Origin of the sequence: Bacillus sp. FSL R5-0447 (assembly GCF_038606125.1) — a bacterium.
Taxonomy (GTDB): Bacteria; Bacillota; Bacilli; order Bacillales; family Bacillaceae; genus Bacillus; species Bacillus velezensis.
In genome coordinates this window covers 2,277,506-2,298,103 of the sequence record NZ_CP152012.1, presented here as the reverse complement: position 1 = coordinate 2,298,103, position 20,598 = coordinate 2,277,506, and the positions used below count along the sequence as shown (strand labels likewise).

At 43.0% G+C, this 20,598-nt stretch carries 26 protein-coding genes and 1 other RNA gene; 18 read left to right on the top strand and 9 right to left on the bottom strand.

Going from position 1 to position 20,598, the window contains the following annotated elements:
• The first annotated feature begins 13 nt into the window (after positions 1-13).
• On the top strand, positions 14-496 hold the full coding sequence (locus tag NYE68_RS11340; protein ID WP_003153787.1) for an Hsp20/alpha crystallin family protein: 483 nt from the start codon (positions 14-16) through the stop codon (positions 494-496).
• Here NYE68_RS11340 and NYE68_RS11335 read toward each other — a convergent pair.
• Positions 483-716 (bottom strand): hypothetical protein, encoded by a 234-nt coding sequence (locus NYE68_RS11335; RefSeq protein ID WP_033574658.1) that lies wholly within the window; start codon positions 714-716, stop codon positions 483-485. The genes NYE68_RS11340 and NYE68_RS11335 overlap by 14 nt on opposite strands.
• 92 nt (positions 717-808) lie before the next feature.
• On the opposite strand from NYE68_RS11335, the gene gerPC reads away from it, so the two are divergent.
• The 7 genes from gerPC to NYE68_RS11300 all read left to right on the top strand — a co-directional run bounded on the left by gerPC (position 809) and on the right by NYE68_RS11300 (position 6,481).
• Complete coding sequence (gerPC, locus tag NYE68_RS11330) at positions 809-1,189, top strand: spore germination protein GerPC (protein WP_039254893.1); 381 nt, start codon at positions 809-811, stop codon at positions 1,187-1,189.
• 82 nt (positions 1,190-1,271) lie between these two features.
• Positions 1,272-1,763: a TraR/DksA C4-type zinc finger protein gene (locus tag NYE68_RS11325; RefSeq protein ID WP_015417624.1), complete on the top strand. Its 492-nt coding sequence runs from the start codon at positions 1,272-1,274 to the stop codon at positions 1,761-1,763.
• Positions 1,764-1,907: 144 nt separating this feature from the next.
• Positions 1,908-2,534, top strand: coding sequence for an FMN-dependent NADH-azoreductase (locus NYE68_RS11320; RefSeq protein ID WP_003153791.1), 627 nt, complete (start codon positions 1,908-1,910; stop codon positions 2,532-2,534).
• 215 nt (positions 2,535-2,749) lie between these two features.
• Positions 2,750-2,935: non-coding RNA, 6S RNA (ssrS, locus tag NYE68_RS11315), on the top strand.
• 107 nt (positions 2,936-3,042) lie between these two features.
• Positions 3,043-4,821, top strand: a complete 1,779-nt coding sequence (gene recQ / locus NYE68_RS11310; RefSeq protein ID WP_061046687.1) for a DNA helicase RecQ — start codon at positions 3,043-3,045, stop codon at positions 4,819-4,821.
• Between the two features lie 235 nt (positions 4,822-5,056).
• A complete protein-coding gene (locus NYE68_RS11305) occupies positions 5,057-5,926 on the top strand; it encodes a 3D domain-containing protein (protein ID WP_007407985.1) in 870 nt (289 codons plus the stop codon).
• A gap of 162 nt (positions 5,927-6,088) precedes the next feature.
• A complete protein-coding gene (locus NYE68_RS11300; RefSeq protein WP_324636900.1) occupies positions 6,089-6,481 on the top strand; it encodes a hypothetical protein in 393 nt (130 codons plus the stop codon).
• A gap of 31 nt (positions 6,482-6,512) precedes the next feature.
• On the opposite strand, the gene NYE68_RS11295 is transcribed toward NYE68_RS11300, so the two are convergent.
• Together NYE68_RS11295 and NYE68_RS11290 are read right to left on the bottom strand one after the other, a co-directional pair.
• Positions 6,513-7,490 (bottom strand): S66 peptidase family protein, encoded by a 978-nt coding sequence (locus NYE68_RS11295; RefSeq protein WP_064107649.1) that lies wholly within the window; start codon positions 7,488-7,490, stop codon positions 6,513-6,515.
• 64 nt (positions 7,491-7,554) lie between these two features.
• The gene (locus tag NYE68_RS11290; RefSeq protein WP_007407988.1) at positions 7,555-8,052 is read right to left on the bottom strand and encodes an N-acetyltransferase; all 498 of its coding nucleotides are present in this window, start codon (positions 8,050-8,052) and stop codon (positions 7,555-7,557) included.
• 194 nt (positions 8,053-8,246) lie between these two features.
• Here NYE68_RS11290 and NYE68_RS11285 point away from each other — a divergent pair, with 194 nt between their 5' ends.
• Both NYE68_RS11285 and NYE68_RS11280 read left to right on the top strand, forming a co-directional pair.
• Positions 8,247-9,032, top strand: a complete 786-nt coding sequence (locus NYE68_RS11285; RefSeq protein WP_251257416.1) for a VLRF1 family aeRF1-type release factor — start codon at positions 8,247-8,249, stop codon at positions 9,030-9,032.
• A 144-nt stretch (positions 9,033-9,176) separates the two neighbouring features.
• A complete protein-coding gene (locus NYE68_RS11280; RefSeq protein ID WP_007407990.1) occupies positions 9,177-9,713 on the top strand; it encodes a DUF420 domain-containing protein in 537 nt (178 codons plus the stop codon).
• Positions 9,714-9,777: 64 nt separating this feature from the next.
• On the opposite strand, the gene NYE68_RS11275 is transcribed toward NYE68_RS11280, so the two are convergent.
• A complete protein-coding gene (locus tag NYE68_RS11275) occupies positions 9,778-10,443 on the bottom strand; it encodes a lysozyme family protein (RefSeq protein WP_003153802.1) in 666 nt (221 codons plus the stop codon).
• Between the two features lie 191 nt (positions 10,444-10,634).
• Here NYE68_RS11275 and czrA point away from each other — a divergent pair, with 191 nt between their 5' ends.
• The gene (gene czrA, locus NYE68_RS11270; RefSeq protein WP_012117736.1) at positions 10,635-10,967 is read left to right on the top strand and encodes a Zn(II)-responsive metalloregulatory transcriptional repressor CzrA; all 333 of its coding nucleotides are present in this window, start codon (positions 10,635-10,637) and stop codon (positions 10,965-10,967) included.
• 29 nt (positions 10,968-10,996) lie between these two features.
• Here czrA and NYE68_RS11265 read toward each other — a convergent pair whose 3' ends face one another.
• On the bottom strand, positions 10,997-11,518 hold the full coding sequence (locus tag NYE68_RS11265; RefSeq protein WP_007407994.1) for a hypothetical protein: 522 nt from the start codon (positions 11,516-11,518) through the stop codon (positions 10,997-10,999).
• A 225-nt stretch (positions 11,519-11,743) separates the two neighbouring features.
• Here NYE68_RS11265 and NYE68_RS11260 point away from each other — a divergent pair, with 225 nt between their 5' ends.
• From NYE68_RS11260 to NYE68_RS11235, 6 genes are all read left to right on the top strand, one after another.
• Positions 11,744-12,463: an MBL fold metallo-hydrolase gene (locus tag NYE68_RS11260; protein WP_254003247.1), complete on the top strand. Its 720-nt coding sequence runs from the start codon at positions 11,744-11,746 to the stop codon at positions 12,461-12,463.
• On the top strand, positions 12,463-13,029 hold the full coding sequence (locus NYE68_RS11255) for a TetR-like C-terminal domain-containing protein (protein WP_254003246.1): 567 nt from the start codon (positions 12,463-12,465) through the stop codon (positions 13,027-13,029). The genes NYE68_RS11260 and NYE68_RS11255 overlap by 1 nt, the downstream gene beginning before the upstream one ends.
• 52 nt (positions 13,030-13,081) lie before the next feature.
• Positions 13,082-13,792, top strand: a complete 711-nt coding sequence (locus NYE68_RS11250; RefSeq protein ID WP_061860628.1) for a helix-turn-helix domain-containing protein — start codon at positions 13,082-13,084, stop codon at positions 13,790-13,792.
• Between the two features lie 68 nt (positions 13,793-13,860).
• Positions 13,861-14,193, top strand: coding sequence for a chaperone CsaA (csaA, locus tag NYE68_RS11245; RefSeq protein ID WP_007407998.1), 333 nt, complete (start codon positions 13,861-13,863; stop codon positions 14,191-14,193).
• Between the two features lie 330 nt (positions 14,194-14,523).
• Entirely contained in the window at positions 14,524-16,326 is a 1,803-nt protein-coding gene (locus NYE68_RS11240; protein WP_324636906.1) for a T7SS effector LXG polymorphic toxin, read from the top strand.
• A 14-nt stretch (positions 16,327-16,340) separates the two neighbouring features.
• Entirely contained in the window at positions 16,341-16,781 is a 441-nt protein-coding gene (locus NYE68_RS11235; protein WP_324636908.1) for an SMI1/KNR4 family protein, read from the top strand.
• Between the two features lie 37 nt (positions 16,782-16,818).
• Here NYE68_RS11235 and NYE68_RS11230 read toward each other — a convergent pair whose 3' ends face one another.
• Complete coding sequence (locus NYE68_RS11230; RefSeq protein WP_039251206.1) at positions 16,819-17,100, bottom strand: hypothetical protein; 282 nt, start codon at positions 17,098-17,100, stop codon at positions 16,819-16,821.
• Positions 17,093-17,671, bottom strand: coding sequence for a MarR family transcriptional regulator (locus tag NYE68_RS11225; protein ID WP_032869940.1), 579 nt, complete (start codon positions 17,669-17,671; stop codon positions 17,093-17,095). The genes NYE68_RS11230 and NYE68_RS11225 overlap by 8 nt, the downstream gene beginning before the upstream one ends.
• Positions 17,672-17,870: 199 nt before the next feature.
• On the opposite strand from NYE68_RS11225, the gene NYE68_RS11220 reads away from it, so the two are divergent.
• The gene (locus NYE68_RS11220; RefSeq protein WP_324636909.1) at positions 17,871-18,095 is read left to right on the top strand and encodes a hypothetical protein; all 225 of its coding nucleotides are present in this window, start codon (positions 17,871-17,873) and stop codon (positions 18,093-18,095) included.
• Positions 18,096-18,138: 43 nt separating this feature from the next.
• On the opposite strand, the gene NYE68_RS11215 is transcribed toward NYE68_RS11220, so the two are convergent.
• Both NYE68_RS11215 and NYE68_RS11210 read right to left on the bottom strand, forming a co-directional pair.
• Positions 18,139-18,429: a hypothetical protein gene (locus NYE68_RS11215; RefSeq protein WP_225046264.1), complete on the bottom strand. Its 291-nt coding sequence runs from the start codon at positions 18,427-18,429 to the stop codon at positions 18,139-18,141.
• A gap of 78 nt (positions 18,430-18,507) precedes the next feature.
• Positions 18,508-20,571: a molybdopterin oxidoreductase family protein gene (locus NYE68_RS11210; protein ID WP_324636910.1), complete on the bottom strand. Its 2,064-nt coding sequence runs from the start codon at positions 20,569-20,571 to the stop codon at positions 18,508-18,510.
• Positions 20,572-20,598: the final 27 nt, after the last annotated feature.

Sequence of the window (20,598 nt, the reverse complement as noted above, 5' to 3'; positions counted from 1 at the left end):
GGGGGCGATAAAAATGGATTTCGATAAGATGAAGCAATGGATGGAAATGGCGCAAAACATGTCCGGGGGCGACTTTTGGAAAAACGTTTTTGATGATGAACAACTGAAATCATTTCAAAACGGCCATTCTCATTTTCCCTTTCAACAGGGAGATGGGCAAATGAGAAGAAATGAGGATGCTTTTCCTCTTATAGATATTGTGGAAACCCATGATGAGCTCCAATTTTTACTGTATCTGCCCGGCTACCGGAAACAAGATGTTCAGCTGCTGTCCTACGGAGAATATATCGTCGTAAAAGGCACGAGAAAATCCTTTTTTAATGAACAGGATTTTAAACAGAAGACCGGAAAATACGGCGATTTTGAAAAAAAACTCGACCTTCCGCATTCCGCTCAGGGAACGAAGGGAATGCAGGCGGTATTCAAAGACGGGATTTTATATATATCGATTGCTAAACATCTGGGGGATGCAAGCCAGATCATTATCGAAGGCTGATCTTGTTTGCTGTGCCATCTATCAGATCTGAATCATCGATACTCGTGATAGGGATGACGACAACGGTGCAATCACCGTTTTGTTCACCGTACCCTTCATTTCTTTTATTGGCTGCTGTGTTTCTCACCATAACGGAAGAGCCGGTGTTAAAAGCTGCTCCGCCGCTGATTCCGTTCATTTTTATATACTCAAAATTGATAACGGATGGAAAAAACATCATGATTCGCCTCCTTTTTGTATATCATGTTTATATATTCGCAATGCGGGGCGCATAGAACTTTCCAAGAGTGACGGGGAAAGAAGTGATTTTCTTTGAAAAAAATAATGAAAGAGATTTTCAAAAAAGTGTGTGAAGAAGAATTAGACCGGCTTAAGAAAGTGGAACAACAGCTTGATGAGCTTCAGGATAAGTGTCATTTTGAGCCGCAGACGGTGGAAGGGGAAAAAACATATGTCCATATTGAGCACGTCAAAGTGGACAAGGTTGAATACAATATTGATTTTGAAAATCTGAGTATAGAAGAGCTGAGCGGTATGCTGAATATCGGCGCCACTTACCATACACCGGCGCACAGGCTCAAACAAACCTGCGCTGAAGAATTTCGGGACAACCCGCAAAATGATGCTGCGAAAGAAAAAAGACAGACAAAGCAGCAGACACCCAATGTCACCATCAGGGGGAGAAAGCATTGACCCCGTTGTTTCAGCCTCCTTTTTCGAGGGTATGTATTAACAGATGCAGCGAAGAATACAGACGAAAAAGGAGATGATGAATATGTCATTATCAAAAGAACAGCAGGACAGCCTTTATCATAAATTAATCGATTTAAAGGAAAGTCTTCAGGGAGAATCAAAAGAAAATCATTCAATGAGCGAAGACACAGGAGAACTGTCGAACGGAGTAGATAATCACTTAGCTGATCACGGAAGCATTTATTTGGACAGGGTCACGAATCAGACGCTGGACGGTGTCGATCAGAATCTTTTAGATGAGGTGAATGCCGCGCTTGAACGAATGGAAAAAGGAACATACGGGATTTGCGAGAAAACGGGAAAAGAAATTCCTTATGAAAGACTTGAAGCCGTGCCGTACGCCAGAATGACCGTCGAAGCGCAGCGAGAAACAGAAGGGGATGTGAAAACAGACGCTCCGTCATATGAAAGGGAATTTCACGAGCAGGTGAAAGACCTCTCAAATAAAGAAACCGTTGATCAAAAAAGCTCACAAACATACGAAATCCTTGATCGTGAGCAGGATTCACAATAATAGCAGCAGGTACATTCATATGTACCTGTTTTTTTATTCCATAAAAAATCTCAAAATCGAAATAAAATCATTGACTTTATATAAAAAAGAAAGTAACATACTATTTGTAAGTAAATATTAAAAGATTACCGGGAGGAATTTAGAATGTCTCAAGTATTATTTGTAAAATCAAGTGATCGTACGGCTGAAGAAGGCGTATCCGTAAAATTATACGAAGCGTTTCTGGCTGCTTATAAAGAAAACAATCCGAATGATGAAGTGATCGAACTTGATCTTCATAAAGAAAACCTTCCTTACCTCGGAAGAGATATGATTAACGGAACATTCAAAGCTTCAAAAGGAATTGAAATGACAGACGAAGAGAAAAAACAAGCGTCAACTGCTGACATTTACTTAAATCAATTCGTCAAAGCTGACAAAGTCGTATTTGCATTCCCGCTTTGGAACTTCACAGTGCCTGCTGTGCTTCATACTTATGTTGATTACCTGTCTCGCGCAGGAGTTACTTTCACATACACGCCTGAAGGCCCTAAAGGTCTGATGGGAGATAAAAAAGTAGCGCTCTTAAACGCACGCGGCGGCGTATATTCTGAAGGACCGATGGCATCTCTTGAAATGTCATTAAACTTCATGAAAACCGTCCTCGGTTTCTGGGGTGTCCAAGATCTTCACACTGTTGTCGTTGAAGGCCATAATGCTGCACCGGATAACGCTCAAGCGATCATTGAAAAAGGACTGCAAGAAGCGAAAGATCTGGCTGCAAAATTCTAATTTTCATTAACTCTTGCGCCCCTACAGGGTGTGAGAGTTTTTTCTATTATAGAAGAAACTGGCGGCTGCTTTCGATCTGATCTTATATTGATATATTGATATTTTGTCGAAAAAACAATTTTTATGTAGAATAAAGCATTTTTCACAAAGAAAAAAGGTTTTCTGTAAAAGAATTAACCCTCTTGCCAAAATACGACTGATGGTGTAGGATATAAGAGAAGCTACATTGTTCGTATTGTTAATTAAGTTTTAACCTTTAAGCTGTAATAGGGAGTTTTATATCGAAGCCGGAATGTCATGCCTCCATTGCAGAGGACGACAGGAACGCTTCTGCAAACACCCACTTTGAGGAGTGGTGGTTTAAAACTTTCTTACTTGCGTACGGCATACGTAGCGAAAGCCATTTCCCTTGCGGAGATGGCTTTTTATTTTGAATTGCTCTTGAGCTGCGTACTTTATCAGTATGATAAAATAAAAGAATCAAAGACAAAGTGAGGTTTTACAAGATATGCTGGAGAAAGCCCAATCCCTTCTGGCGCATTATTTTGGCTACGACAGTCTACGCGCGGGCCAAAAGCAGGCGATACAATCAGTTGCAGAGGAGAGAAAAAACACGGTCTGCATTATGCCGACGGGGGGCGGAAAATCAATCTGCTATCAGATTCCCGCACTGCTGTTTGAAGGAACCACAATCGTTATTTCCCCTCTTATTTCCTTAATGAAAGATCAAGTCGACGCGCTTGAAGAAGCGGGTATCGCGGCAGCTTATATTAACAGCACCCAGACAAGCCGTGACATTCATGAGCGCCTGACCGGTTTGAAACAAGGGGCGTACCGGCTCTTTTACATCACACCGGAGCGTTTGACTTCTTCTGAATTCATTCACATCCTGCAGAATATTACGGTTCCTCTTGTCGCCATTGACGAAGCTCACTGTATATCGCAATGGGGACATGATTTCAGGCCGAGTTACCGGAATATCGAAATCCTTTTTAATGAACTAAAAGAACCGCCCGTCATCATCGCATTAACGGCGACGGCTACGCCTGAGGTTCATGATGACATCTGCAAGCAGCTTCATATTAAGAAAGAACAAACTGTATATACCGGTTTTGCCAGAGAGAATTTAACGTTTAAAGTAGTAAAGGGCGAAAACAAAGACCGGTTTATCGAGCGGTATCTGGAAAAAAATAAACACGAAGCCGGCATTATATATACAGCGACAAGAAAAGAAACCGACCGTTTATATGAGAAATTAAAACGCAGCGGCATCAATGCCGGCCGTTATCACGGCGGATTGGCGGATGATGACAGAAAAGACCAGCAGGAGCGGTTTCTTAACGATCAGATACAAGTGATGGTAGCTACGTCCGCTTTCGGAATGGGAATCGATAAGAGCAACATCAGGTTCGTTTTACACGCGCAGATTCCGAAAGATATGGAGAGCTATTACCAGGAAGCCGGACGGGCCGGGCGCGACGGTCTTAACAGCGAGTGTGTGCTCTTGTTTTCGCCGCAGGATATTATGGTGCAGCGTTTTTTAATAGACCAATCGGCCGCCGGAGAAGAAAAACAAAAGCAGGATCTCAAAAAACTGAGACAGATGGTGGATTACTGTCATACGGAAGATTGCCTGCAGCGGTTTATTCTGAAGTATTTCGGCGAGAATGAGGCGGAAGCTTGCGGAGCATGCGGCAATTGCACTGATACAAGGACCGCCCATGACGTCACAAAAGAAGCGCAGATGGTATTGTCATGCATCATCAGAATGAATGAGCGCTTCGGAAAAACGATGGTGGCGCAGGTGCTTAGCGGGTCTAAAAATAAAAAAGTGCTGGAAAACGGCTTCAGCAGCCTGTCCACTTACGGCATTATGAAGCATCAATCCGCAGCGGAAATCAGTGATTTTATCGAATTCCTTATTTCAGATGAATATATCAGAATGGCGGACGGCACATTTCCGACGCTTATGGTCACCCAAAAAGGCAGGGACGTCCTGCTTGGAAAAAGCGCAGTCGCGAGAAAAGAAGCCTTACAGGCCGCCGCCGTTACCGAAAATGATGAATTATTTGAGCTTCTCCGGCGTCTCCGCAAAGAGATTGCAGCTGAACAGGGTGTGCCTCCATTTGTCGTGTTCTCAGATCAGACGTTAAAAGAAATGTCGGCGAAACTTCCGAAAACAGATCAGGATCTTCTTTCCGTAAAAGGGGTCGGGGAACAAAAAAGATTGAAATACGGAGCGGTTTTTTTAGAAGAAATCCGAAATTATGTAAGAGAAACAGAGTGAAAAAAAGTTTTTTTAGAAATTTGCACATTGTGTTTTTCATTCGCGCCGGAAAAATCAGAAGCTTGAAAACCCTTGCTGTATCAAGGTTTCAGCAAGACTTACCAAGCGAGAGAAATGTTTCATGTAAAGGAACTGTAATCTAATTCAAATCGTTTTGTTATTGAACTGACATTTTCATATGTTACGATATCACCTGTTAGCCGCCAATAAAAAGCTAACAAGGGAGGATTTACTTATGAAGAAGACGATTATGTCCTTTGTCGCAGTTGCAGCAATTTCAACAACTGCATTTGGAGCTCACGCTTCTGCTAAAGAAATCACGGTGCAAAAGGGTGACACGCTCTGGGGGATCTCGCAAAAAAACGGAGTGAACCTAAAGGACTTAAAAGAATGGAATCAGTTATCTTCTGATTTAATTATTGAAGGAGAGAAACTGACTATTTCTTCAGTAGAAACAACCACATCTGGGCAGTACACAGTGAAGCAGGGCGACAGCCTCTGGAAAATTGCTCAGAAATTCGGAACATCAGTAGGCAATCTGAAAAGCTTGAATAACTTGCAATCAGATATAATTTACGCAGGCACAACGTTAAATGTGAAAGGTCAGGCTCAGGCTGCACAGCCGGCTCAAGAAGCCAGCCAGCCGCAAACTGAACAAAAACCAGCTGCCGAGACAGAACAGCCGAAACAAGAAGCTGTCAAAAACGAGCAGCCTAAACAAGAACCTGTTCAAGAACAACAACCTAAACAAGAAGCGAAGGCTGTCGAAGCAAAACAGCAGCCTGTTCAATCAAATACAAACCAACAAGAGCCTAAAAAGCAGCTGACAATGACTGCAACTGCTTACTCTGCTAACGACGGCGGCATTTCCGGTGTAACGGCAACCGGTGTTGACTTAAACAAAAACCCTGATGCAAAAGTCATCGCGGTAGACCCTAGTGTCATTCCGCTTGGCTCTAAGGTTTATGTTGAAGGTTACGGAGTGGCAACAGCAGCAGATACAGGCGGCGCAATTAAAGGAAATAAAATTGACGTATTTGTTGCAAAGAAAAGTGACGCTAACAACTGGGGCGTCAGAACAGTAAATGTTAAAGTATTAGACTAGTTTCATATAGAGATGAAGAACACAAGGCGAAATGCTTTGTGTTCTTTTTTTCTTCCCTTTTTTGACTGTATATAATCGTTATATGCGGAAAAAGAAAAAGCGTTTCTCTAATATAATAAGGAATGGATGTGAAAACGGAATCTGAAGGGATGTATGAATCTGATGAAGCCGGAATTTATATGTTTATGGAATGCCTTCACAGAATCACCGGTGTTTCAAGCAGGTATATGCACCGCTTTCGTCATTGTGCTCGTTATCGGACTGTCTATGCCTGCTGTCAGGCTGTTTCAGGCGCTTGACAGAGGGAGAGGAAGGCCAGCCGTTATTGAAAAGGTGAGACGTACTGGCGTGATGAAGAATGGCAGGCACGAGCTTGTGCTTATTTTAAACGTAAAAAACCATGACGGAACGCATGATAAACGTGAACTGACACACGCCGTATATAATGAAGAGATCAGCCGTTTTTATGAAGGAGCTTCCGTATGGGTGACGGCAGCGGCCGGCGGACGAATGATGATCGCTCCGCGCACGCCGCGGCATAAGGCGTCAAAATAAAAAGACGGGGCGGTTTTCCCGTCTTTATGTATTAATGCCGATCGATCCATATCCGTCCGCCTTCTGAGCCGGCTTCTATCCTGCATGTTCCTCCGATCGGGAATGTCATCAAAGGGGAGGTATGGCCGAAATCAGCATTTGCGATAACAGGCATGGATGCCAGTTCTTCTTTTGTACGGATGACGGCACGCAGAGCCTCCTCAGATACATTTGAAGCATGCTGGAAACGTCCGATGACAATTCCCTTCACGGCTGAAAAAGCGGGAAGGTGGATGAGTGACTGCAAATCCCGGTCAAACATATGAATGTCCGACATATGATCATCTTCTATAAACAGAATCACTTGCTCCATCTCCGGAAAGTATTCGGTGCCCTGCAGAAGATTCAGCGTGCATAGATTTCCTCCGATCAGTGTTCCTTCCGCATATCCGGGTTGAATAACGAGCGGTCCCGGATTCCGATAAAAACGTCTGTCCTCCTGGTTCAAATACCATTTATCATCACTCCACTCAGATGAAGGCTTTACCTCATACGGGTTGTCAGAAGCACAGCAGGCCAAGAAAGAGTCAATCGTATAGTCCAGCCCTTTTTTCATGGCAAATGAAGAAAAATGGGGACCGGAATATGTAATAAGGCCGGTTTTTTGATATATGGCATGGCCGAGAGCGGTAATATCTGAATAGCCGCAAAGGATTTTCGGATGCCGCTTGATGTTTTCATAATCAAGATAGCGAAGCAGCTGATTTGATTGGAACCCGCCGAGTGTCGTCAAAATCGCTTTGATGTCAGGATCAGCGAAAGCTTCGTGCAGATCCTGTACACGCGATTCAATGGATGATGAATCAAATTCATTTATTTCTTTCGCATTCTCTGAAAAAGAGACACGAAAGCCGAGCTCCTCCAATTTTGACTTTGCGGCAATTATATTTTCATCTGACATAACGGACATGCTTGTGGCCGGAGACACAATACGAATGCCGTCACCTTTTTTCAATTTTTCCGGATACAAAAAAAACCCTCCTTAAATGGTTTAATCTATTACACCATATTAACGAGGGTTTATCTATCATTTTTTACAGGTCGACCCATTTAATTCCGCCTGATTGCGTATCATTGTCAATCCAGACATCAAAGTGATGCTTTTCATAAAAATGAACGAGCCTGTCGACATGATCCCAATCACGCTTAGCGATGTCGCCCGTCACTTTCGGGATATTCTGCTCTCTGGCGATATGTTTTAAAAATTTCATGCAGATCGAGCCGTAGCCATGGTTCGGCGGGCCTTTAATGTCCCCGATATGAATGGCATTGTCATAATAAGAGGCGATCAGTGAAAAACAGCCTCTTCCCCGGTAGGCTGATTCACAATCAGTCAGCATAATCTTACATGTTTGGCCATCATCAATCGAGGAAACAATGATCCAATCGTCATTGTTCGATTGATCAATACCAAGCACTCGCGCGTCTTTTGATACATCTATCAGATTTTCCCGCATTCTAAAAATCTGAAATTCAAGTTTATGAAGCTCTTTTTCCAGCTCTTTCTGATCTCTTTCTTCTGCAGTAAACAAAATCATACTCCTTTCACAGCGTAAAAGTCTTAGTTAAACACAAGTATCCATTGTAGTAAATGATGTCTTGGTTTGTAAATGGGTTTTGCAAAAACTTTTTTAGAAAAGTCTGCCGTTTATATGTGGATTGACGTTTTTAAGGCGGTGCGGATAGGGAAAGGAACAGTGAGCAGCGGAAAAAGGAGGAATCTATAATGGCAATTGACTCACTCATCGGCAAATTGAAGTACGTAATGACGGAATCTCCTGATAAAATGCTTTCCTTATATGTCAATACGGATATGAGAAATCCGGATCAGCAGGGGGGAGAGTGGAAAATCGCCTTGAAAACCGGTTTTCGGAGATTAAAAGAGTATCTGTCTGCCAGTGATCCGGAAGAAGAAAAATCTCTCGTCCGCATCATGGAACGTGTCTATCAATATATCGATGGGCTTGGTAAAGAGATGCCGCGAAGTCTCGTATTTTTTGCATCGGGAGAAGGCGGTATTTGGGAGACGATTGAATTGCAGGTGCCTGTCGAAACACGATTTTATTGGGAAGAAACGGCTGTCCTTGATCAATTAGAACTTCTCCGTGAACAATTTCCGAGCACGGCTTTTATTCTCACCCAGCAGAATGAAGTGAAGATCATAGAAACCGTACTCGGAAAAATTGAAGGGGTGGAGCATTATCAATACGACGTCATCAATGAATCGTGGAAACCGCAGGATGTAAGCGGAAGCCGCTCCGCGTCGATGGACGAAGACGCTGCCAAAGCCCACGTCGAAGAAAACCAAAACAGGCTGTATAAACGATTGGCTTCAAACCTTGATCAAAAGGCCGCTTCACACCAATGGGAGCGTCTCGTAATCGCAGGGGACAAAGAAACAGCCGATATTCTCGATCAGCATATGAATAAACCGATAGATCGGATCATTCCAAAAAATCTGTTGAATGAAAACGAACATAAGGTGATAGAAGAACTGTTGAAGGAAGCATAATATGACGAAAGGCCGGGTCTCAAACACCCGGTCTTTTTAGGGCTTAAGTTTGTCTATTTTCTGACGAAGCGGACGAAACCGTTGACATCAAAGCTGAATTCTCATACCATTTGGATAGTCAGTAAAATTGAGAGAGGTCATAAGATGAATCAGACAGAAAACAAACCTAAAAGTTATACCGGTATCGTGCTGACATTGACCGTTCTGATCAACGGGTTAATTGCGGTGCTGTTTTTTATGCCGAAATCGGGACAGGTCAGCATTGCCAATATTCATATTCTGCCGATGTTAAATGCTATTTTTAACAGCTTTACTTTTATCTTTTTGCTGGCAGCGCTCTTTATGATTAAGCAAAAAAATATTCAAGCGCATAAACGTTTTATTTTGGCGGCGTTTACGACGACTCTGCTGTTTTTGATCTGCTATGTCGTATACCACTCTGTGGCTGAAAATACTTTATTCGGCGGCCACGGCATCATTCGGGGGATTTATTTCTTTATTTTAATTACGCACATCTGTCTTTCCGCCGTTATCGTGCCGCTTGCGCTGTTTACGCTGATCAGAGGATTCAGCATGCAAGTGGAGCGCCACAAAAAAATCGCGAGATGGACGATGCCGCTCTGGCTGTATGTCAGTCTGACGGGTGTCATTGTATACTTAATGATCTCACCGTATTATTAAAAAAAGCCGTGCTCTGCGCGGCTTTTTTCTATTGATTGAAAAAGGCGCCTTATCAGGGCGCCTTTTACTCTTCAAGCGTTTCAAGTGTTGTTACATTTAAGGATTGTTCAACGGTTTTTGTTTTTGCTTTTACTTTTTCTGCGTACGTGTAATCACCATAGCAGTAGGGATAACGGAAATTGTCTTTGTTCCCTCCGCAAGTGTAAAGTTTCGGATTCTTTTTGACCTGCTGCTCGGAGTATTGTTTTGCCAGTTCCTCAGTATGCGATCCTCCATGTTCAGCCACAAAATCAATATAGCCGGCTCCCATGTTGTAGCTTTGTATAATCGTATCCAAGTCTACGCCTTTTTTCTTGCCTGTTTGGTACATGAGAGTGAATTGTTTGATTCCCTGTTTGATACTGGTTTGAGGGTTTTTAATCTCATTTCGCTTTAAACCCAGAGATTCTGAAGACTGCATGGGATCATTTCCTCTTCCTTTTGACTCCTGATATATCATGCCGAGTACAAGCGATGTATATTTGGTGAGTCCTTTTTCATCCAGCTCGTCTTCAACAAGCGGTTTGTAATCTGTCAGCCGTTCAAGGACGATCGGCTTGACATCAAACGGAAGACTTTTGAGCCATTCATTATTTGAAAATAGCAGAATGAGGAAGAAGGAAACCATGACAAAAACACATATCATCATAAGACCCGCGGCAGCGAAACAGCCTTTTTTCTTTTTCTCCACTGTGTTTCACCCTCGATTTCAGGAGCATTATGACTTTTTCATTATGACACAGATGAATGCGCGAAACCAAGCGGAAACCCGTATTTGAAACATAAATTTAAAATAACGGTTCTTTTGTCAGGCGCAGGATGTATCTGCATCAATTGACATTTGGTATAATTGGGCTACTTGAGAAAAGAAGGGTGAGGTATATGACTGAATTTCACGAATCCGGAAACAAAAATGACCCCGCTGTCGATTTAGATGAGGAAACTTTATTTTTGGTTGCCCAGACTTTTAAGGCGCTGTCTGATCCGACCAGAATCAGAATTCTCCATTTGCTGTCACAGGGTGAGCACGCGGTAAATGATATCGCAGAAAAGCTGAATTTGCTGCAGTCTACCGTTTCTCATCAGCTGCGTTTTCTTAAAAATCTGCGCCTCGTCAAATCACGCAGAGAAGGAACATCCATCTATTATTCTCCTGAGGATGAACATGTGTTAGATGTGCTTCAGCAAATGATTCACCATACGCGGCACGATTAAAAAACATCCCTGCTTTTTAGACAGGGATGTCAGCCGTACTGACTGTTATTGGTTTGGTCTCTGCTCGTTTTTAAAACATAAAAAGAGAAGCCGCTGTAATACACTGCGATGAAATAAAAGATACTGATGGTCAGCGGATCGGCGCCGACCGTTTGGCTGTATGCCTCCGGATGGGTAAAGTCCGCTGTGACCCGGTAAATTTCAATAACGCGATAAACAAATCTCGATAGGAATAACGTTAATAGAATAAGTTCAATCCACAGGTGAGTGCGAAAATACATTTTTCCGCGGCGTTCTTCAAAAGAAATGTTCCGTTTTGCAAACAGGACCAGAAGCCAGCCGCAAAAAGTGCCGAATATAAGATGGCCGTATAAAGCCGGGTGTGTGATGCTGAAAAACGCCAGAGCTGCGGCCAGCAATGAAAACAAAATCATTCTTGTATAAAGCCAGCGGGGTTTCAAAGGCTGAAAGCCGACGGACCGTTTCACCTTTTTATACAGAAAAAAGGCAATCATTAAGACAGGGCAGATGCTTTGAAGTGTGATATGCATGGTGTGAAACTCCCCCTCCGTTGAGTAGTGTATGCTTATCCGGCTGGTTTTAGTAGTGTGATTTATTCGCAGGCTGAAAGCATCTTTTATCACAGTATGCGCGTTTCTTTTTTTTTGCATAAGAGAAGCGCCCGCGCCTTTTTCAGGATTTAAACAGAAAACTCTTGATAAACTAACGGTATTAGTTATAATAAAACTAATGATATTAGTTTTAGGAGGATGTTCATGAGAATCTTACAATACGGAACCGTTTGGCAGCTGACTTTTTTTCCCGCGCTCTTCCCGGTGAATTGTTATTTGGTTGAAGAAGAAGAAGGAGTAACCCTGATTGACGCCGGACTGCCTAACAGTCATAAAGGAATCAAACAAGCATTGCGGCAGCTTGGGAAGCCGCTGAATGACATATTACTCACCCACGCGCACGGGGATCACATCGGTTCGCTTGACTCATTAGCTGCGGAATTTCCGGATGCTTCCGTCTGTATTTCTGAGCGGGATTCTTTCTTGCTGAAAGGTGACACTTCATTATTTGAGCATGAAGCACAAACGCCGATAAAGGGGGGAGTGCCGAAAAATGTTCAGACCGAACCTGATCGCCTGCTGAAAGGCGGCGAGCGGATCGGATCTTTACTTGTCATTCCCGCTCCCGGTCATACGCCGGGAAGCCTCGCTTTTAAAGATACGAGAAATGATATGCTGATCGTCGGAGATGCCTTTCAAGTACGGGGCGGCCTTGCTGTTTCTGGGAAGCTGAAATGGAAATTTCCGTTTCCGGCTTTTGCTACGTGGAATAAAGAAGAAGCTGTAAAAACAGCAAGAACACTTATCGCTCATCAACCAAGCAGTCTGGCCGCCGGACATGGAAATGTTCTCTGCAATCCCGTTGAAATGATGGCTGAGGCTGTTGAGAAAGCCGAACGAAGCCTGCCGGGAGGCCGATCATAATGTCACCGAGAGTCGGAATGAGCCTTGACATGATATTGAGAGCCGCAGCAGGCATCGCTGACGAAAAAGGGCTGAACGAAGTGACGCTTGCGGCTGTTGCAAAGTCCTTAAACGTAAAACCGCCTTCCCTTTACAATTTTGTCAATGGCCTTCAAGGAATTAAAGCAGAGCTGGCTGTCTCCGGTTTTACTATGTTATATGAAAAAATGGCGGCCTCTGCAGAAGGACTGACGGGCGAAACGGCTTTGCTTGCTCTCGCCGATGCCTATATCAATTTCGCCGAAGCCAATCCCGGATTATATGACGCAACATTTCAAAAGATAAAAGACGGCCGGATTGAGAATCTGTCAAGCCTGCTTGTAGAGCTTGTTGTCAGGCAGCTGACAGCTAACGGATATGCACAGTCTGACACTGCGATTCATGCTGCGAGAGGACTGAGGAGCCTTCTTCACGGATTTGCCGTGTTGAGAAAACAGAGTGCATTTGAATTAACCAAATCAATTAAGGAAAGCCGGAAGTTTGCAGTTGTTGCTTTTCTAAGAGGTTTGCAGGAGAGGGAGCAATAATATTATTATGTAAACTAAATAAAAAGACGCATCATGTAAAAAGGAGGGACAAATGGATTCATTACAACATATCATTTGTGAGCGGCGCACCTATTCGCATATTTTTGATTCTCATGCACACACATACTGCCAAATGCTCTTTCCGCTCGAAGGACAGCTGGACCTGGAGACAGAAAGACGTAAAATCAGATTAAAACCTGATCAAATGTTGTATATTCCGCCCGGGCATGAACATCGGTTCCGTTCTTTGGAGCGAAATGAATGTCTCGTTCTCGACATACCGGCATATTTTTTCAAAGGTTCATTTGCCCCCGGCGTTCTGAATAAGCTTGATCCTTTTTGGACATCGATTCGGTTTCTGCTGACAGAAGAGACAAAGCAGCAGTCGGCTCATTCATTGAGTCTGCTTGCAGAATATATTGCTGAAAAGATACAAGAAAACCGTACAAATGATTCAATTGCGTATATCCGCCGAAATCTCTCAAAGACTTTTACAATTAAAGAGCTTGCCGCAATGGAACATTACCACCCGGCGTATTATTCCGACTGGTTTAAAAAGCATACGGGGAAAAGCCCGCAAGCTTATATTGCTGAGCTCCGTATGAAGAAAGCGGAACAAATGCTTATTGAAACAAAATGCCGGCTGACAGACATCAGTCAGGAGGTCGGCTTTCAAAATTTGTCTTCCTTTACCAGATGGTTTGTCAGACATAAGGGAATAACGCCGCGCGTCTTCCGAAACACCTTTCAATCTGATAAATAATCCTGAAAATCGGTTAAATAAACTGCTTCTTTTTTTGGTATCATGATTGTAAAAAAGGAGTTTTTGATATGGCAGTCATCGAAGATTTTATCAAGCTTGATCTTAGAATAGGAACGGTCGTAAAAGCGGAAGTATTCCCGGAAGCAAAGGTGCCGGCCATTAAGATGACAATAGATTTCGGCGAAGAGATCGGCATGAAACAATCAAGCGCCCAGATTACAAAACGGTACGAACCGGGTGATCTGATGGGCAGACAGGTTACAGCTATTGTCAACTTTCCGCCGCGGCGGATCGCCGGATTTAAGTCAGAAGTTCTCGTTCTCGGCGGCATCCCGGAAAAAGGAGACGTTGTCCTGCTTACGCCAGAGCAGACAGTACCGAACGGAACGAAAATCGGATAATAAAAAAAGACGTTTGCAGAAGCAAACGTCTTTTGCGTATTGAGGCGATACACCACACGCCACATTCGTGTGTGCCGCAAGGGCATGTGCATCGGCTTACACAATTCAGCTCATCGCTATATCAATATAGCATGCCGGGTGTGGAAATGCAAGAGATTTTTTAATATATGTTATATCTGGCTTTGTTTTACCGATCCCAGATTCCTTCGTGTAAGGTTTTCTTTGAAATTTTATGATCTTGAATAAAGCAGTTCGACAAATGCAAGAGATTCATCTAATCTTATATCCTATGGTAAAATTTAGACAGAAAGAAGCAGAAAGGAGCCGTAAATGAAAGTATTTGAAGCAGCCTCGTTCATTTCAGCCGCAGAAAAGCGGGCAAAACAATACGATCAGATTAGAGAACAATTTATCAATCTCAGGAAAGCTTTTCAGGGAATGGCTGACTTAGATGACAATGAGTTTTCGGGCAAAGGTGCTGATAACATCAAAGCATTCTTTCAAGATCACGCTAGTGTCACAGACAGCTGGCTTGATCTGATCGATATGAAGATTGCGTTTCTTAACAGTATTTCAGGAAAAGTAGCTGATGCCGGATTGGGCGATTCGTTTGTGGAAGAGTCCTTTTTAGAACACGAGCTGATCCATGCGAAGAATCAATCACAAGCCATCATGCAGGAGCAGCGCAATGAAATGAAAGGTATCCTTGATGAAATCAGCGATATCATTCATCTTGATGTTTTCTCTACAGAAGATGTCGATCAAAATCTGGAATCAGCAGACAAAAAACGGGACGATACCGTAAATAGGCTCGGAAAGCTCGATCACGATCTAACGAAAGAATACGCAGAAACAGAAGCGAACGAACAGTTCATTCAGGCAGATTTTCAACAGCTCCAAAACGCTACGGGCAAAGGAAAAAACGCCACTCCGCTTCATTATAACGTCAAGGCATACAGGGAAAGTGACATACATAAGAAAAAAGGCGAGATTGCAAGACACTCAGACACATATTTAACGTTTAAGAAGGAAGAAGCAAAAGAGCGGGAAATCAAGGATCTGAAGAAAAAGCTCGCTGACGGTGTGACCGATCCGGATGAATATTTGGAAATTGCGAAGAAGATCGGCTATGAAAACCTTGAACCTTCCCAGCAGCAATATGTCATTCAGCTTGAACAAGCAAAACAGCTGGAAGAAGCCGGAGAAGTGACTTGGGATATATTAAAAGGCGCCGGCGTTGGTTTATATGATGTCGGGAAAGACACGGTAACCGGTTTATGGGACTTCATAACCGATCCGGGGGAAACCTTGTCAGCACTGGAGAATGCAGTACTTCATCCTGTTAAAACATATGATGCTGTTTCAGCAGCAATCGAGGAATCGTATCAAAAGGATATGGTAAATGGAGATGCTTACTCCAGATCAAGATGGGTGACATATGCAATTGGTTCAGCAGCTGTGGCTGTCGTCGGAACGAAAGGCGCAGGAGCCGTTAACAAAGCTGATGCGGCGGGGAAGGTCATAAACAAGGCAGGACAGGCAGGGAAGAAAATTAAAGACGTTAAACTTCCAGAACTGCTTCCTTATAACTCTAAATATGATCTTGCTCTGTCGGGTGACGTACCATACAATGTGGTTGACAGCCAAAACCTTAAAAATGAACTTTTGACCAATGCAAAGAAAATCCCGGATGGAACGAGAAAGCCGTTTACTGGTCAAGAAATAAACCTTCCTTGGTTAAATAAAGAAAAGTATGGTGCCTTTAAGGTTAAGGGCAAGGTAAAAGCAAAGGGAAAAGTTAAAGACATAAGCCGCAGAGTGTATACTATGAAAGATATTGATATGAACCAAAAAACAGAATTTGGCGTAACAAATCTTCAGCTTATGAAAAACGGTAATGCTCCTTATGCAAAAGATGGCACACAGATTAATTTACATCACTTGATTCAAGAAGAACCTGACCCAATGCTTGAAATCCCAAACAGTTTACATACAAAATATAGTGATGTTATTCATAAGCTTAAGACTGATGGTGAAAGTTTTAGAAATGATAAGGTTTTAAAAGCACAATATGAAAGCTTTCGAAAGAGATATTGGAAGTGGAGAGCGAAACAATTTGAGAATGAGAATTGAGGTGTTTAAATTAAATGATTTATTCAAAGGTTGAAACCTTTATTAATGAAAACAAGCAAAATGCTATATTCACAGAGGGTGCAAGCCTGGAAAACATAACTCGCATTGAAGAAACCCTCCAATGCGAACTTCCTATTAGCTATAAATGGTTCTTAGAAAAATACGGTGCTGGTGGTTTATTCGGGGTTTTAGTTTTAGGCTATAACTTCGATCATGCGTCAGTTGCAGATAAAACTAAAGAATATAAACAACATTATGGACTTGCTGATGGTCTTGTTGTCATAGAAGATGTTGATTTCTTTGCTTACTGTCTAGATACGAATAAAATGAAAGACGGAGAATGCCCTGTAGTGGAATGGGATAGGATAATTGGCTATCAAGATATCGCTGCAGAAAGCTTTATCGAATTTTTTTATAATAAGATTCAGGAAGCGAAAGATGACTGGGACGATTAATAAAAGAAGCTCTCTTTTAGAGAGCTTTATCAGATTTTCAATTTTTAACAGGCTTTATAATGAGCAAACAGGCATTACTCAAAATACTCGCCGCGCCTATCCAAAGCAGCCATTGTGTTGCGGTCAGCCATGAGGCAGTTAGGATAAAGAGTCCAATGGCAATTGATATATAATTGCCGGCTCGGTCCAGTTTGCGTTTGCGATGAATTTTATATTTGGCATGAGAAATAAATTGATCAATTTTATCTTTCAGCTCATAGCATTTTTCCTTCATCTTATCCTCTGTTTCTTTTACTTTTCGATAAAGCATATTATTCATCGTCTGCACTCCCATATCGCCGTTTTGAAAATTCAGCCATGATTTTTTCTTCATAGTCATCTGAGATGAATTGTGCCTGATCTTCAACTTTCAAATGTGCTTTTTCTTCAAAACCATCCTGTTCTTCACCATCAAAACGATAAAGTTTTTGCAATAGCCTCCAGAATGTTTCAATTTCATCAGTTGTGAAGTCATGAAACATATCCGCTAAAAAATAGGTGGATTTTTCTGAACAGGAAATTAACGCTTTTTTTCCTTCAGCGGTAATCTCAATATTGATTGCACGTTTATCCAGTTTGCTTGGCACAGTGTGAACATATCCTTTTTTCGCGAGGCTTGAAATTAATTTGTTAGCGGTTTGTTTTGTTGTGCCCAGCTTTTTAGCGATATTCATAAGTGTGGTATCTTCCGTCGGTAAATGGGCAATAGCAATAAGAGTCATGTGCTGTCGGGAAGTCAACATTTCTAAGTATTCGTCCCCCCGAGCCTGCACTTTATTGACAACCGAAAATAATGATGCGTAACTTTGTTGCATAACATGCAGTTCCTTCATTAATAAATTAATATCCATAAGGTATCTCCTATCTTAATTGTCACCATGTTGACAATTATAATATACAACGAAATGAGGAACATGTCAACATGGTGACTAATTGGAGGGGTTACGGCTGTTTTCAAAAATGTCACAGGCAGTCGGAGTGTTTACAAAAGGGGAAATAAGTATAATAAATGCGAAAAGGGCATTAATCCAAAGTGAGAAGGTGTTTGACATGCAGAAAGTGAACTGGTCAGAACAGTATGAATGGTTCAATAAACAAGATGAAAAAGACGGGCGTTTAATGGCGCTCCTTCGTCATGAGCTTACATATGAGGAAGTCATACGGTTATATAAGAAAGGGTTTTATTTTAAATCTAAAGAAGGGGATGTTTCGTTACGTAAGAACGATATCCGTCGTATGTTTGGGGTTGAAGAGAGGCAGGGCGGCGAATCTTAATAAACGGGAAGAGAAAAACTCTTCCCGCTTTTCATGGCAGCTGTTATTCTTTTTCCAGCATGGAAGTCAGCCATTCTCTTAATGCAGTTTTCTGTACATACCGCTTTCCGTTTCTCGTGATATGCGGAACATCAGAGGTGTCGGGCACGATTTGTTTTGCTTCTTCCTTCGTAACTCCTAAATAATAACCAATATAGAAGTGCAGATCTTTTTCTTTAATGAGAATGTGGTCAGTGTGTTCATGAGGATCAGGTGATTTAAAGTTTTTCAATCCGTCTCCGATGAAATATCCGGCTAAAGTGATTCCGATGCCGGTATGATATCCATACAGCAAACCTCCAATAAACGTTATCACTTTTTATACGGTGAAGCCGGCTGAAAGGATTCAGCCTTCATCAAAACCGCCCGGCGTTTATTGCGGACGGTTTTGATTGCTGAGCTTTTCCACCTGCACCTTTCCGGAGAAGAAAACAGCGCCTCCGCCCATATCCGCCAGCCGATCGGGCGTGAGCGAATTGACGAGCTGTTTTTTATCATCCATATCGGCCCAAAGACCTTGGCTGACTGCAACGCCGGGAAGCACCTGTTCGCCGACCGAAACTGTCAATTCACACTCTCCGCGGTGATTCCAAACTCTAACGGTTTCCCCGTCTTCTATGTTCCGGCGTACAGCATCTTCTGTATGAATAAAAAGCTTTGGCGCTTTTTCCAGTTTTACGTGTTTTTCATTATTCGAAAATGTCGAATTTAAAAAATTATGATTCGGTCCCGGGACAAATAAAAGCGGAAAATCGCCATCGCTCTCAAGAGGGATATGCGTCGGCAGCGCCGGATAACCGTCTTGTTTCATCTTTTCAGAATATAATTCAATTTTTCCGCTCGGTGTTTTGAGCTTGCCCGGAAAAAGCGGTTTTTTCCGTTTGGCTTTCATGAAGGAATGGCGTGAGAGCGATTCGTAATCAATATCCTCGATATACGGATTGTCGGGAAAGTCTAGCGCCTGTCTGATTAATTCTTCATCGGTATCCTGAAGCTCCTGCTCGGTAAATCCCATTGCTCCGGCAAGCAAACGGAACACTTCCGTATTCGATTTGCTGTCCCCGTAGGGTTCGATCACCGGTTTTTGCAGCTGAATAAAATGATGCCAGTAAGACGTGTAAAAATCCGTGTTTTCAAAAGCGGATGCAGCAGGGAGCACGATATCCGCATATTTGGCGGTTTCCGTTAAAAACAGATCGTGAACGACTGTAAATAAATCCTCCCGCAGCAGTCCTTTTCTGACTTTATTCGCTTCCGGCGCAACCACTGCGGGATTCGTACCGTAAATAAACAGGGAGCGCACGGACGGTTTTGTTTCTAAAAGAATGCTTCCGAGCCTGTTCATATTAAATGATCGCGGTTTCCTGCCGTAAAGCAGATCAGGCCGCTGGAGCGCTTGTCTGTTATAGTTTAATACCGCGCTGTTGTGCTTGATTGCGCCTCCTCCGGTGTTGAGCCACTGTCCTGTAACAGCCGGAAGGCAGGCAACGGTGCGGACGATCATTCCGCCATTGTCATGGTGCTGAATGCCGTTTCCGATCCTGATAAGGGAAGGGGAGGTGTCCCCGTACATTCTCGCAAGGCGTCTGATATCGTCGGCTTTAACGCCTGTAATAGCAGAAACCGTTTCCGGATCATAGTGTTTGACATGCGCTTTTAATTCGTCACTGCCTTCGGTGTATTCTGTGAGAAATGCTTCATCGTGAAGGTTTTCGTCGAATAAGACATGCATGATACCGAGGGCGAGTGCGGCATCTGTGCCGGGGCGAATGGGAATAAACCAATCGGCAAGCCGGCCGGTTTGGTTCTTATGTACATCGATAACGACAATTTTAGCCCCTTTTTTCCGGGCTTTTTGGGCAATCATGACTTGGTGCATATTCGTGCTGACGGCATTGATCCCCCAAAAAATAAAGAGCTTTGCATGTATGGTCTCCTCCGGATCAGTACCCGCTCCTTCACCCATTGTATAGTTATAGCCTTCAGATCCGGCTTTGCTGCAAATCGTCCGTTCGAGATGACTCGCTCCGAGACGATGGAAAAAACGGCGGTCCATTCCCTCTGCCGCCAGTTTTCCCATATTGCCGTAAAAGCTGTACGGAAGAATGCTTTCCGCTCCTTCTTCGGCAATAAGCTCTTTCCAGCGCGCACTGATCGTATTGATCGCTTCCTCCCAGGAAATAGGCGCAAACGCGGCTTCACCTTTTTTACCGATCCGTTTTAACGGAACGGTTACGCGTTTCTCATCATAAATACGCTCAGCCATGTGTCTGACTTTGTTGCAAATATTCCCTGATGTGACCGGGTGATCGGGGTCTCCCTGAATGTTAACGATTTTTCCGTCTTTTTTTGTCACAAGCAAGCCGCATTGATCGGGACAGTCTAGTGAGCATACCGACTTAAAGACCCCGTTCGGCTGTTTTGCAGCAGAATTCATAGCCCATTTCTCCTCTTTGTTTATATT